Below are 12966 nucleotides of genomic sequence, written 5' to 3'. Positions count from 1 at the left end.
TCCTATTACCTGTTCCCTACTCATGAATAACAAATGCCGCACCTTTTCGAATCTTCTTTTTTTCAAATAGAGAAATCTCCTTTACTTCTGGCAGCGGTAAAAAATGCTTTTCAAGCTCCATCTCCGCGAGCTTAAACGCCTGTTCTTCACTTTGAGCAACAACAACAATCGGAACAATACTATTTACTAACACAGCTTCAAATCGATATAAATCCATATTGTCCCTCCTAAGACGCTATTACTTCTTCTAGCACGTTATTTAAGGCTATTTGTAATGTCTCTACACCGATACGACCGACAAAATCATAAAACGTTTCAGCTGGTAATTTATTCTCTTTAAAATAACTTATAAATGATGCAAGTACATCAGGTAGATCCTCACCATCTATTTTTCCTTTTAACTTTTGATTGTAAGCACCGCCATCTAACAACGTTCCACCTACATATATTTCAAATGCCTCAACAATCCCTTTTTCCTTCGTTTTCATTTTCACCCCTTGTAATCCAATGTCAGCAATTTGACGTTGACCACATGAATTCGGGCATCCTACCATATGAATACGAACCGGAACATCGAGTGCAATTTGTGTATCTAAGTATTCGGCGATTTTACGTAATCTTTCTTTCGTTTCTACTAATGCAAGATTGCAATATTCAATACCAGTACAAGAAACCGCATGACCAATAAACGATTTCGGACTTGCTGATATCGCTTCAAACAACGGCTCATTCAGTAAACCCGTTACATTTTCTGGCGGAACATTCGGAATAATGAAGTTTTGCGAGTTACATGTACGAATCTGTCCATTTCCATACTTCTTAGCAATTTTTGCAATCTCAAACATTTCTTTTGCATGTAGACGTCCTACCGGCACATTAAAACCTACATATTTTAGTCCATCTTGTTTTTGATCTTGAACACCATAAAAGTATCCAGCATTCCAACCTTTGAGAGCACTTTCTCCTTTACTTTGCAATGGTCCTGTATACTCTATTAGTTTCTCTTTAAATTTCTCCGCTCCCCAGTCTGCAACTAGAAATTTCAAACGGGCTAAATGACGTTTTTCACGGTATCCAAAATCACGGAATACCGTCGCAATCGCAATCGCTACCGTCTTTACTTCTTTTGGTAAAACGAATACATCTAATTCATCAGCTAAATATGGACGAGCTGATAATCCACCACCTACTTTTATATGAAAACCAACTTTTTTCTCACCATCTATTTCTTTCGTAGCAGGTGTAAATGCAACACAGTTAATCTCTGCGTTTGCTGAGTTATAAATGTTAGAACTAATAGACATTTTAAATTTACGTGGTAAGTTAGAAAACTCTTCATTATGTTGGAAATAATCATATACCTCTTTCACAATACCCGTTGTATCAAACAGTTCATTTGCATCAATACCAGCAAGTGGATTCCCTGTAATATTACGCGTTATATCACCACAAGCCCCAGCTGAAGATAACCCAACTCTCGCTAATCTTTTAAAAATATCTGGAATTTGATGAATTTCTAACCAATGAAACTGAATCGCCTGTCTTGTCGTAATATCTATTACGTCACGCCCATAATCCTCAGCGATAGAAGCAAGCACTTCCGCCTGTGCGTTCGTAATAATCCCTGAAGGAATATTTACACGCATCATAAAATAACCAGCTTCTTTCGGTCTTTGTAAATACAACCCTGCCCATTTGAATGCGTCCCACTCTTCTTTCGGAATAGATTCGAAGCCATTCTCTGCATAGTAAGGAATATCATTAAAGATTTCCAATCCATCTTTTTTTAATTTATTTTTCTCAGTTTGATTTAATTTTTCATTGTTAGCCCATACTTTTTCATAACTCATTTTTTAATCCCCCTATATAAAGTGAAACTTTAATCAGTGGGGGGTGTTCATCCCCCACTGATTATTAGCCTTAACCAATCGGGCATTTACGGGCAGTTCATCTCCCACCTAACTTCTTTGCCCTAGCTAAATTTTGAAATGGGAGTTTTTACAGCCCGTTAACGCGGGATAAAACTACGCTCTTGTAAGTACTTCACGATTTGTTCTGCACATTCTTCAATCGAATACTTGTGCGTTTCTACAATTAATTCCGCTTTCTCTGGTTCCTCATACGGTGAATCAATACCTGTAAACTCTTTAATATCACCTTGTCTTGCTTTTTTATACAGCCCTTTCGGATCACGCTTTTCGCACTCTTCAATTGGACACTTTACAAACACTTCTATAAACTCATCTGCTACTAATAAATCTCTAACTTGTTTTCGGTCTACTCGAAATGGTGAAATAAACGCTGTAAGAACAACAGTACCTTGATCTACAAATAGCTTCGCCACTTCGCCAATCCGTCTTATATTCTCCATACGATCACTTTCAGAAAAACCTAAGTCTTTATTTAAACCGTGGCGTATATTATCCCCATCTAGTACATAATTTCCAATATTCTTTTCAAATAGTTTACGAGCAACCGCGTTCGCCACCGTAGATTTACCTGAAGCTGATAGACCAGTAAACCAAACTACAAAACTATGATGCCCATTTCTTACTCTTCTCTCATCTTTTGAAACAGATGCTGTATGCCAAGTAATATTTGTATCCATCACATTCTCTCCCTATTCTGTTACTACTTCTTTTTTCAAACCTTTAATTAGCACTTCTACTACTTCTTTACGACTAAATGTACTTGGCGGAACCTCACCGTTCCTTAATAGCTCTCTTACTTTCGTACCCGATAAAATGACATGATCCTCTTTTCCGTGCGGACATGTTTTCGTGGAAGCCATCGCTTCACATTTCGTGCAGTAAAAACTATGTTCAAAAAATAACGGTGTAATCCCTAACTCTTCCACTGTAAAGTTTGTAAAGATTTCTTGCGCTTCATAAGTCCCGTAATAATCTCCTACTCCTGCATGGTCGCGCCCTACAATAAAGTGGGTACATCCAAAATTCTTTCTGACTAATGCATGGAATATAGCTTCCCTCGGTCCTGCGTAACGCATCGCTGCAGGAAATACACCTAAAAAGACACGATCTTTCGGATAATAGTTTTGAAGTAATACTTCATAGCTTTCCATCCTTACATCAGCAGGAATATCGTCCGACTTCGTTTCCCCAACGAGTGGATTTAAAAAGAGACCATCTACAATTTCAAGAGCTGATTTTTGAATGTATTCGTGGGCACGATGTACTGGATTTCTTGTTTGAAATCCAACCACTGTTTTCCAACCACGTTTTGTAAATTCTTCTCTCGTTTCAATTGGATCTAAATGATAAGAAGGAAACGGATTATTTTCAAAGCGTTTCGTAAGAATAATAGCTCCTCCAACGTAAACGTTCGGTCGTTCATATAATTTTTTCACTCCTGGATGAGCCTCATCCGTTGTTTTATACACAAGTAACGCTTCTTTTTCCTTGTCAGGTACAAAAATATCTTCTATTTGAATGACACCATATACATTTCCGGCGTTAACAAGTTTTACTTCCTCTCCAGCTTTCAGACTTTCTGCTACTTCTTCTGTTACTGGTAACGTAATCGGTATACTCCAAACGCTCCCATTTGCTAAGCGAAGCGTTTCTACGACCGAGTCATAATCTTTCTTTCCTAAAAAACCAATAAGCGGGCTATATCCCCCTGTCGCTAATAGCTCTAAATCACTTAACGCAATGTTGTCTAGTTGAATTTCTTTTTCAATTTGTGATACGTCATATGTCTCGTTTATAAGATTTACTAATTCGTTCTTTGTGCTCATTTTCTAAATCCCCTCTTAGCTTTATTTTCAAATTCATCTTATTGGTAATGTAGACCGCATTCAGTTTTCACTTTCCCGGCCCATCTACCATCTCTCGAATCGCCACCCTCACCTACAGGTAACGTACACTTCTCACACCCAATACTTGGATATCCAATATCATGCAGCGGATTATATGGCAAGCTATATTTGTATACATATCGCCATACCTCTTTCCACGTCCAATGAATGAGCGGACAAACTTTAATAGATTGAAAGCGATGATCTTGATTTATAAACTTTGTATGCTTACGTGTTTCTGATTGTTCCCTCCTTAAGCCCGATATCCACGCTTTTTCTGCTGCTAATGATTTTTCTAACGGTAAAATTTTTCTAATTTTACAACAGAGATTCGGATTACTTTCCCATAATTTCTCACCATGCAACTTCGCTTGTTCATCAAGTGTAAGTTCCGGTTGTTTTTCTATAATATTTAATGAAGGAAATCTTTCCCGCACTTTTTGAATTAATTCATACGTTTCTCGAAAATGAACATTTGTATCTAAAAATACAACTTTAGCAGATGGATTTACTTGGTTTATAAGATGCAGCAATACCATTCCTTCCACTCCGAAGCTACATGCGTATACAATTTCACTTTTATATTCTTTATAAGCCCAACTTAATACAGATAGCGCGCCTTTCGTTTCATCTTCTTCTGAAAATGAAATGTTATTTTCTTCCCACGTTTCATACGTCAACATGTTCTTTCCCCCTGTAAAAGCAAAAAGACGGTTTTAACCTAATGACATAGGTTAAAACCGCCTCTAGTTTTTCTAGTCAGCGCTTTTTACTTTAAACGTACTTTTTCACTTTTCTCTAATTGAATGACTTTCCCATCTTGCACAACAATTGTAATTGAACCATATTTCATATCAGCAAGCATCGCTTGAATCTTCTCAGATACTTCCTCAAAATGTTCCCGTACGCTCACGCGAACAGCCCCCCCTTTTTATTCATAAAAAAAATCTTTCCCATTTCGAAAAGACTGTTCGGTAATATATTTTACCTTATCTTTCAAAATGGATTCCATTTTGCTGGAGTTAGCACCTTGCTTTCTATAAGCAGGTTGCCGAGCTTCGTCGGGCCAGTTCCCTCCGCTTCTCTTGATAAGCTTTGTATTTGTATTTTATCACAATTCAGATTTTTTTCAATCCTAGTTTTCCGATATATTTTAATTATTTTATTTTACAAAAAAGGAATTGCCCATCCGAACAACTCCTTTTTCCCTATTTAAACCAGTTCTTTAATACGTATGCGATCGTTCCCAATAATATTTTCATATGTTTCGCGCTCTACAACAATTTGTGATGTGCCGCCTTTCGCGAAGACGACAGCTGGTCTACGAATCCTGTTATAATTATTCGCCATCGAGTACCCGTATGCCCCTGTACAAGAAATTGCTAATAAATCGGCCGTAGCAATTTTCGGTAGAGTAATATCCCAAATTAACATATCTCCACTCTCACAACATTTTCCTGCAATCGAAACAACTTCCTCATTCTCATCATTTCCTCGATTCGCTAACATCGCTTCATAACGAGCGTTATATAATGCAGGTCTTAAATTATCAGTCATCCCTCCATCCACTGATACATATTTCCGAATACCAGGAATGTCTTTCACAGATCCAACTGTATAAATTGTCGTTCCAGCATCACCTACAATACTACGGCCTGGTTCAACCCATATTTCTGGCAAGGGATAATTACATACTGTAAATTGTTCCCTCACTGCACTTGTTACAGCTCGCACATATGTCTCAAGAGTTAATGGTGTATCTGATTCTGTGTAGCGTATTCCGAATCCTCCGCCCACATTTAATACTTTTACTACATAGTTCGCTCTCTCTCTCACTTCTTCTAAAAATTGATGAAGAACTTCAATCGCTCGAACAAATCCAGCCGTTTCAAATATTTGCGATCCAATATGTGAATGAATTCCTAACACATTATAGTTTGATTTTTGTAAAGCAAGCTCAATTGCTTGCATCGCTTGACCATTTGACACGCCAAATCCAAATTTCGAATCATCTTGGCCTGTTGTAATATATTCATGTGTGTGCGCCTCTACTCCAGGCGTTACACGAATTAATACGTTCACAAATTTCCCGTGTTGCACTGCTAAATCATGCAAAATTTCTAATTCTAAGAAATTATCTACGACAAAACAGCCAATATTCGCCTGAAGAGCCATCACAATCTCTTCTTCTGTTTTATTATTGCCGTGAAAATGAATGCGTGATGCCGGAAATCCTGCTTGCAACGCAGTATATAATTCTCCGCCAGAAACAACATCTAATGACATATTCTCTTCACGAGCCACTCGGCACATCTCCATGCACAAGAACGCCTTGCTTGCATACGCTACTTGATAAGAGAAACCACTTTCTTTAAAAGCACGATGAAACGCGCGGCATTTTCCTCGAATAGACTCTTCATCGTATACATAAAGTGGTGTTCCGTATTGTTTTGCTAGCTGCGTCGTATCGCACCCTCCAATTTCTAAGTGTCCTTGCCCATTGATTCGGCTTGTGCCGTGTAAATACATTTGAATTCCTCCCTTATTTCCTCTAAAACTCATAACCCCAATCTTCTATTCATTGCAGCACGCTTTTAGATAGACAAAAAACGCGCGGAACAATGTTCACACGCGTTTCTTATTAGGAAAAATATATATTGAAAAAATAAACGAGTTGTTATCTCCTCAAAATAAGAAACCGCATCAACATCTCCAAATAGCTCTCCATAAAATAAATCTTATGACAGTACTACATTTATTCAATGCAGTCCCAATATATGAATAAGATGGTTATTCTTATATTTCGGCAATAGTCCCTTTCAACCTATGATCACAGATTCCATTAAATCTCCCATAGCTTACTCTTTCCTATCGCGGCCTCTACCTTTGAGAGTAGATGAGGTAAGTCTATTTAATTTTCAAACATCTAATTGTTGCTATTAACAATACCAAAGGACCATTTTATTTGTCAAACAATTTTTTATATTGTTTTTTTGCAGTTTAATTTCGTATCATTTGGTAAGCGCTTTACTATTATCTTTGTTACTTCCCATTCGCCCTCTTCGTTATTAAATGTAATCGTTACCTTCTCAAATGGTGGAACAATTTTCCCACCAATCTGTTCATACTTCGTCACTTCAATAACCGCTTGAAATAAATATGTACCGCTATACACTTTTTTTAAACTGATGATTTTAGGACATTGATAAGGTTTCAAATTCCCGTATTGTTTTTCAATTGCTTTATTTATTTTCGGAAATAAAACAGAATAAAGGGCATCTTCCATAAGAGGTGCATCATATTGAGCTACCGACACACTCGGTGAAGCAAAAAGTATAACACTACTGCATACTATAAAATATAATAATTTTCGCATTATAACCTCCGTATTGTTACACGATTCTTTCTACGCACGACAATAATCATACATAGGAACTCCGTTTTATTGTCTCCTACCGCCCTTTTTCTACTCAATTATTATAAAAAAGCCCACAACTCTCTTTTATTTTCGTATAATGATACTCATAGTATAATAAACATAATAACAAAGGACTGTTCGTATATATAAAATGAGGCGCTAATCAAATCGACTCACAAGAACTGTCATGCTTTTTAGGAGAGGAGTATATTATGCTACAACGTCTGTTTCCAAAACTGCGATTTGCACTCGTTGCAGTCGTTTTATTATGGATAAAAACATATATTGTGTACAAGCTAGCATTTGATATTAAAATTGATAATTTCTTTGAAGAATTTATGCTTTTTATTAATCCACTAGCTGCGTTACTTTTATTTTTCGGTTTTGCTTTATTTGCATCTAAAAACCGAAATCGCATTATAGTTGGAATTAGTTTTATACTATCATTCATTTTATTTGGAAATGCAATGTTTTATGGGTTTTATAACGATTTCGTTACATTCCCAGTATTATTTCAAACAAATAATATGGCTGATTTAGGGACGAGTATAAAAGAACTCTTTACGTATAAAACATTACTTTTATTCGCAGATGCAATTATTTTAATGTTTCTTTCGCGGAAATTCCCGGCATTTTGTGACAAAACGCCACTTTCTCGCTCTGAGAAGCGAACTTTCTTTAGCAGTGTAACTGCTCTATTAGCATTACAAATTGTTGTTTCAGTTATTTATAAACCACAAATGTTCTCACGCTCATTTGACCGTCAAACTGTCGTGAAAAATTTAGGTTTATACACATATCATCTATTTGATATTACACTTCAATCTAAATCTTCAGCTGAACGTGTATTCGCAAGTGGAGACGGGTTCTCTGAAATTAAAAACTATACAGATTCAAAAGATAAGCAAGTTGATAAAAACTTATTTGGAGCTGCAAAAGGTAAAAATGTCATTTTGATTTCAATGGAATCTACACAAAGTTTTGTTATTAATAAAAAAATAAATGGAAAAGAAATTACTCCATTTTTAAACGATTTTATTAAAGATAGTTTTTATTTCGATAACTTCTATCATCAAACAGGACAAGGTAAAACTTCTGATGCTGAATTTATCGTTGAAAATTCACTTTATCCGTTAGACCGCGGTTCTGTATTCTTTACTCACGCAACAAATGAATATACAGCTACACCAGAACAATTAAAGAAATACGGATATTCTTCCGCTGTCTTCCATTCAAACGACAAAACGTTTTGGAATCGTGATGTAATGTATCCAGCACTCGGATATGATCGTTACTTTAATTTAAATGATTACGTAGGCACAGAGCAAATGTCTGTCGGTTGGGGATTAAAAGATAAAGAGTTCTTTGAACAATCGATTCCAAAGCTAAAATCTTTACCACAGCCGTTCTATACAAAGTTCATTACTTTAACAAACCATTTTCCATTTCTTCTAAATCCAGAAGATCAATATGTTGATGAGTTTAATTCCGAAAGTGGTGTTGTAAACCGTTACTTCCCAACTGTTCGTTACACAGATGAAGCTCTTAAACAATTTATTAAACAATTAAAAGAAGAAGGGCTGTATGATAATTCCGTTATTATCATTTACGGAGATCATTACGGTATTTCTGAAAACCATAACGCAGCTATGGCTCAGTTCCTTGGGAAAGACGCTATTACACCGTTTGATTCTATGCAATTACAACGCGTCCCTCTCATTATTCACGTACCTGGTCAAGAAGGAAAAGTCATCTCTAAAGTATCTGGTCAAATCGATATTAAACCAACGCTACTTCATTTACTTGGTATTAAAACAAATCAATCCGTTGAATTTGGAACTGACTTATTTATTAAAGAAGAAGACCCACTTATGGTAATGCGTGATGGTAGCTTCGTTTCAGAAGATTATGTGTATACAAAAAACATGTGCTATAAACGAAATACAGGTGAAGAAGCAGAAATCTCATTATGTCAACCGAATATTGAAAAAGCAAAAACTGAATTGAAACTCTCCGACAAACTCATTTATGGAGATTTATTACGTTTCGATCCTAACAATCGATATAAAACCGGAACAATGACAACGAAATTTGAATAGTGCAAGAAGCAACTTTTATAAAAGTTGCTTCTTTTTTTACTTATTTTTCAAATCATTCTGCTTTGAAATCTTTCACAAATTGGGAATTTTTTTCGTATGAGGAAGAAATTTATGGTATGATAAAATAAGTAAACTTTCATACACTAATTAAGAATTTATTACAGAAAGCAAGGGATCAGATTTTGTATAGAGCAGCTATTCCAAACTTATTTACGCTCGGAAATTTATATAGTGGATTCTTGTCAATCGGCTATGCATCTTTAGGATATTATAAATCAGCTGCTATTTTAGTACTTATCGGGATGATGTTAGATAGTCTTGATGGGCGTGTTGCTCGTTTATTACGTGTTGATTCACAAATGGGAAAAGAGCTTGACTCGCTGGCGGATGTCGTAACATTTGGTGCAGCACCTGCTGTCCTCATGTATTACACATCTTTCTCCAATTACGGAATCATCGGACTATACATAGCGGGACTATTCCCTCTTTTTGGAGCATATCGTTTAGCACGATTTAATGTAACACCATCTTCTACTTCAATGAAATATTTCACTGGGGTACCGATTACAGCAGCGGGAGGGCTTGTTGCTTTCTTAACATTATTTTCACATACCATTCCAAAAATCGTTCTCATTACAGTATTTGTAACGTTCGCATTTTTAATGGTGAGCCGCATTCGTATCCCAAGTTTAAAAGATGTACCAATTCCACGATATAGCATCATTATTACACTATTTTTAGTTGGAATCATTATAACAATGTACCAAACAGGGTTCGGTAATTTTTCTGTTTTCTTATTCATTGCTATTCCACTATATATTTTGTATATGCTATCTCAATTTCTTAGACAAAGACCATCTAAAAGAGCAAATAAAGAAAAATAAGAAAAACCTTCCGATTCCGGAAGGTTTCTTTTTATTTTGTAACTAATAATTTTTGATTTACAGGTGTTACAGGCTCTTCATCGTTTAATACGGCTAAAATATTTTTCACTGCCATTTCAGCCATCGCATCACGTGTTTCGAATGTTGCATTTCCTACATGAGGAGCAAGTACTACATTCTTTAATCCTTTTAGCTCCTCAGTAATTTTCGGTTCAAATTCAAACACGTCAAGAGCTGCCCCTTCAATTTCATTCGTTTTTAATGCATGAGCAAGTGCAAATTCATGCATAATTGGTCCACGTGAAGCATTTATAATATACGCTGTTTTCTTCATCATTTTAAACTGTTCTTCATCAATCATATGATGCAATTTCGGATTATACGCACAGTTAATTGTAATGAAGTCTGCTGTTTGTAATAATTCTTCCAATGTTACATATGTTGCTTCCAGTTCACTTTCAGCTTCAGGCTTTCGATTCGGTCCTGTATATAAAATATTCATTCCAAACGCTTTTGCACGCTTTGCAACTGCCTTTCCGATTTCTCCAAGGCCAATAATTCCAATTGTCTTACCGTGTACTTCGCGGCCTAAGAAAAACAACGGTGCCCATCCATTAAATCCAGTTGTACGACATAACGTATCACCTTCAGGAATTCTACGTGCAGCTGCTAAAAGAAGTGCAAATGTTAATTCAGCTGTCGCTTCCGTTGATACTTTCGGTGTATTCGTTACCGAAATCCCTTTTTCTCCAGCATACGTGTAATCAATATTATCGTAACCAGCACCATAGTTTGCAACGATCTTTAAATTAGGTGCCGCATCAATCACTTCTTTTGTCACCTTTGTAGAAAGTAAGCTTAACAATGCATCTTTATCTTTTACACGCTCTGTTAATTCATCTAAAGAAATTAACGCCTCTTTATCGTACATTTCTACATCATGATCCTTTAATAGTTCTAATCCGATTGCTGGAATTTTCCCTGCTACTAATATTTTTGCCACTACTAACACCTCTTCTACAGAAAATAAGATAGCTCTTATCTTTCATTGTAAGAAATCCACATATAAAAACCAAGGAATTTGATTATAGTTTTGAAAATCGACACTTTTCCATGAAAAAAGAGGAGATGCAAGTCTCCTCTCTTCTTATGCTTTCTCTTGTGATTCTTTTCCAAGCTTCACATCGATCGTTCCTTCTGCAACTGTATCACTAATTTGTTCCTCGATAACGGATTGAGAAGTAGCATTCGTTTCAGAAGTATACGCTTGTTGCTGTGCACCTTGTACATTTTGTTTATTTTGTTGTCTCGCCATTTCTTTACCCTCCTTTTTATTCTTTCTTATTTTGAACAAAAAGGTAGGTTTTCATCAAAAAATCATGATCATTTTAAAATTGTAACTTCTTCTTCAAACAATCGCATCGTTCTTACTCGTTTCGTAAATGTAGCTACATGCGAAATATCATGATTGCGTAACGTCTTTATATTCTCTTCCACATATTTTCCTAAATGATTTGGATAATGAGCATCTGAGGAAAGTGTAATCGGGACCCCGTGCTTAGCTAATACTTGTAAATATAGTGGACTCGGGCACATCTCGCGCACAGGGTATCGATAGTACAATCCCGCATTTATTTCCGTTGCCGTATTTGTTTCTACTAACGCACGCGCAATTTCCTTATAATAAGAAAGTTGTTCATTCTCATCTAGTCGGTAATTAAATACTTTTATGTTATCAAGATGAGCTATTATATCAAATAACTCAGAACGAACTGCACACTCCACCGTTTTGAAAAACGTATCATATAAAGCATATAAGTCATGTTCCTTAAAATATTCTTTCGTATCTGGATTATCAAATCCCCATCCATTTAAAAAATGAACAGAACCAATTACATAATCAAAATCTCCTAATGCGAGTAAAGATTGTAATTCTTGTTCACCACCAATAAAATAATCCGCTTCAATTCCAAGTTTAAGCGTAACACCTCTTTTACTCCACCGTTCTTTTGCCTCTTCAATTGCCTTTGTAAAATCATGTAGTGACGCTACCCTTACTTGGTCTAACCATTCCTTCTGTAAACGACCAAGCTTCGAATCACTAATATCGACATATCTTTCATAGTATTCTTTCGCTTCATAAAAACGGTATAAATGATCGACAATCCCAACTTCTTTTATACCTTTTCGCAAAGCTTCTTCTAAATATAAATCAATCCATTTCGTTGTAAATGGCCCTTCTTTCACACGCCTTTGCAGACGTTCTTGTGTTTTCACAAGCCATTCCATAGAATGTTTTTCTTCTTTAAGTGGTTCATAATGTTGCAGTGCTTCATTTATTTTAGCTAGCCATCCTATTGAATACGGCCCTTCTTCTAAATGAATGTGATAATCCACTTTCATACATATTCCCCCTTATAATGTATCTATTTCTCTTCTGTCCCCTAATCTCGAAAGCTTCCCATTTCTTTCTGTTACTTCCTCCATAATATCTTCTAATGATATATTTTTTTCGGCTAATAAAACGAAGCAGTGATACAATACATCAACCATTTCTTTCACTAACTCTTCTTTATCATTATTTTTAGATGCGATAATTACTTCCGTACATTCCTCACCAATTTTCTTTAAAATTTTATCTTCTCCTTTTGAAAACAAGTAATTTGTATATGATTCAGGAAGTGGATTTCTCTTTCGTTCTTCAATTGTTTCAAATAGTAATGTAAAGGCGTTTTCCATATGTATCCC

The 12966-nt window shown here is 35.9% G+C and carries 14 protein-coding genes and 2 riboswitches; of the genes, 2 read left to right on the top strand and 12 right to left on the bottom strand.

Annotated elements, in window-relative coordinates; all coding sequences use genetic code 11:
* Positions 1–16: 16 nt before the first annotated feature.
* From FS742_RS17065 to FS742_RS17030, 8 genes are all read right to left on the bottom strand, one after another.
* Positions 17–217, bottom strand: a complete 201-nt coding sequence (locus tag FS742_RS17065; protein ID WP_000366917.1) for a DUF3906 family protein — start codon at positions 215–217, stop codon at positions 17–19.
* A 10-nt stretch (positions 218–227) separates the two neighbouring features.
* Positions 228–1850, bottom strand: a complete 1623-nt coding sequence (locus tag FS742_RS17060) for a nitrite/sulfite reductase (RefSeq protein WP_144613842.1) — start codon at positions 1848–1850, stop codon at positions 228–230.
* A gap of 158 nt (positions 1851–2008) precedes the next feature.
* On the bottom strand, positions 2009–2608 hold the full coding sequence (cysC, locus tag FS742_RS17055) for an adenylyl-sulfate kinase (protein WP_144613840.1): 600 nt from the start codon (positions 2606–2608) through the stop codon (positions 2009–2011).
* A gap of 12 nt (positions 2609–2620) precedes the next feature.
* Positions 2621–3757 carry a sulfate adenylyltransferase gene (gene sat / locus FS742_RS17050; protein ID WP_144613838.1) on the bottom strand — a complete coding sequence of 379 codons (1137 nt, stop codon included), beginning with the start codon at positions 3755–3757 and terminating at the stop codon, positions 2621–2623.
* Positions 3758–3795: 38 nt separating this feature from the next.
* Positions 3796–4500 carry a phosphoadenylyl-sulfate reductase gene (locus tag FS742_RS17045; protein ID WP_144613836.1) on the bottom strand — a complete coding sequence of 235 codons (705 nt, stop codon included), beginning with the start codon at positions 4498–4500 and terminating at the stop codon, positions 3796–3798.
* Between the two features lie 86 nt (positions 4501–4586).
* Positions 4587–4730, bottom strand: a complete 144-nt coding sequence (locus FS742_RS17040; RefSeq protein WP_000116163.1) for a YezD family protein — start codon at positions 4728–4730, stop codon at positions 4587–4589.
* Positions 4731–4803: 73 nt separating this feature from the next.
* A riboswitch (SAM riboswitch) is annotated at positions 4804–4912 on the bottom strand.
* A 117-nt stretch (positions 4913–5029) separates the two neighbouring features.
* Entirely contained in the window at positions 5030–6346 is a 1317-nt protein-coding gene (gene lysA / locus FS742_RS17035) for a diaminopimelate decarboxylase (protein ID WP_144613834.1), read from the bottom strand.
* A 180-nt stretch (positions 6347–6526) separates the two neighbouring features.
* A riboswitch (Lysine riboswitch) is annotated at positions 6527–6708 on the bottom strand.
* Positions 6709–6797: 89 nt separating this feature from the next.
* Positions 6798–7193, bottom strand: coding sequence for a DUF3888 domain-containing protein (locus FS742_RS17030; protein WP_144613832.1), 396 nt, complete (start codon positions 7191–7193; stop codon positions 6798–6800).
* Positions 7194–7447: 254 nt separating this feature from the next.
* On the opposite strand from FS742_RS17030, the gene FS742_RS17025 reads away from it, so the two are divergent.
* Both FS742_RS17025 and pssA read left to right on the top strand, forming a co-directional pair.
* The gene (locus FS742_RS17025; protein WP_144613830.1) at positions 7448–9334 is read left to right on the top strand and encodes an LTA synthase family protein; all 1887 of its coding nucleotides are present in this window, start codon (positions 7448–7450) and stop codon (positions 9332–9334) included.
* 182 nt (positions 9335–9516) lie between these two features.
* Entirely contained in the window at positions 9517–10218 is a 702-nt protein-coding gene (gene pssA / locus FS742_RS17020; protein ID WP_000285422.1) for a CDP-diacylglycerol--serine O-phosphatidyltransferase, read from the top strand.
* A gap of 31 nt (positions 10219–10249) precedes the next feature.
* Here pssA and FS742_RS17015 read toward each other — a convergent pair whose 3' ends face one another.
* From FS742_RS17015 to hisI, 4 genes are all read right to left on the bottom strand, one after another.
* Positions 10250–11221 carry an NAD(P)-dependent oxidoreductase gene (locus FS742_RS17015; protein WP_222124847.1) on the bottom strand — a complete coding sequence of 324 codons (972 nt, stop codon included), beginning with the start codon at positions 11219–11221 and terminating at the stop codon, positions 10250–10252.
* Positions 11222–11365: 144 nt separating this feature from the next.
* Positions 11366–11533, bottom strand: a complete 168-nt coding sequence (locus FS742_RS17010) for a YozQ family protein (protein ID WP_144613827.1) — start codon at positions 11531–11533, stop codon at positions 11366–11368.
* Between the two features lie 68 nt (positions 11534–11601).
* Complete coding sequence (locus FS742_RS17005) at positions 11602–12621, bottom strand: histidinol phosphate phosphatase domain-containing protein (RefSeq protein ID WP_144613825.1); 1020 nt, start codon at positions 12619–12621, stop codon at positions 11602–11604.
* A gap of 12 nt (positions 12622–12633) precedes the next feature.
* Positions 12634–12957 carry a phosphoribosyl-ATP pyrophosphatase gene (gene hisI / locus FS742_RS17000; RefSeq protein ID WP_144613823.1) on the bottom strand — a complete coding sequence of 108 codons (324 nt, stop codon included), beginning with the start codon at positions 12955–12957 and terminating at the stop codon, positions 12634–12636.
* Positions 12958–12966 lie beyond the last annotated feature (9 nt).

This window comes from Bacillus cereus (assembly GCF_007678085.1).
Lineage (GTDB): Bacteria > Bacillota > Bacilli > Bacillales > Bacillaceae_G > Bacillus_A > Bacillus_A cereus_BE.
This window is presented reverse-complemented; position numbering and strand designations above follow the sequence as displayed.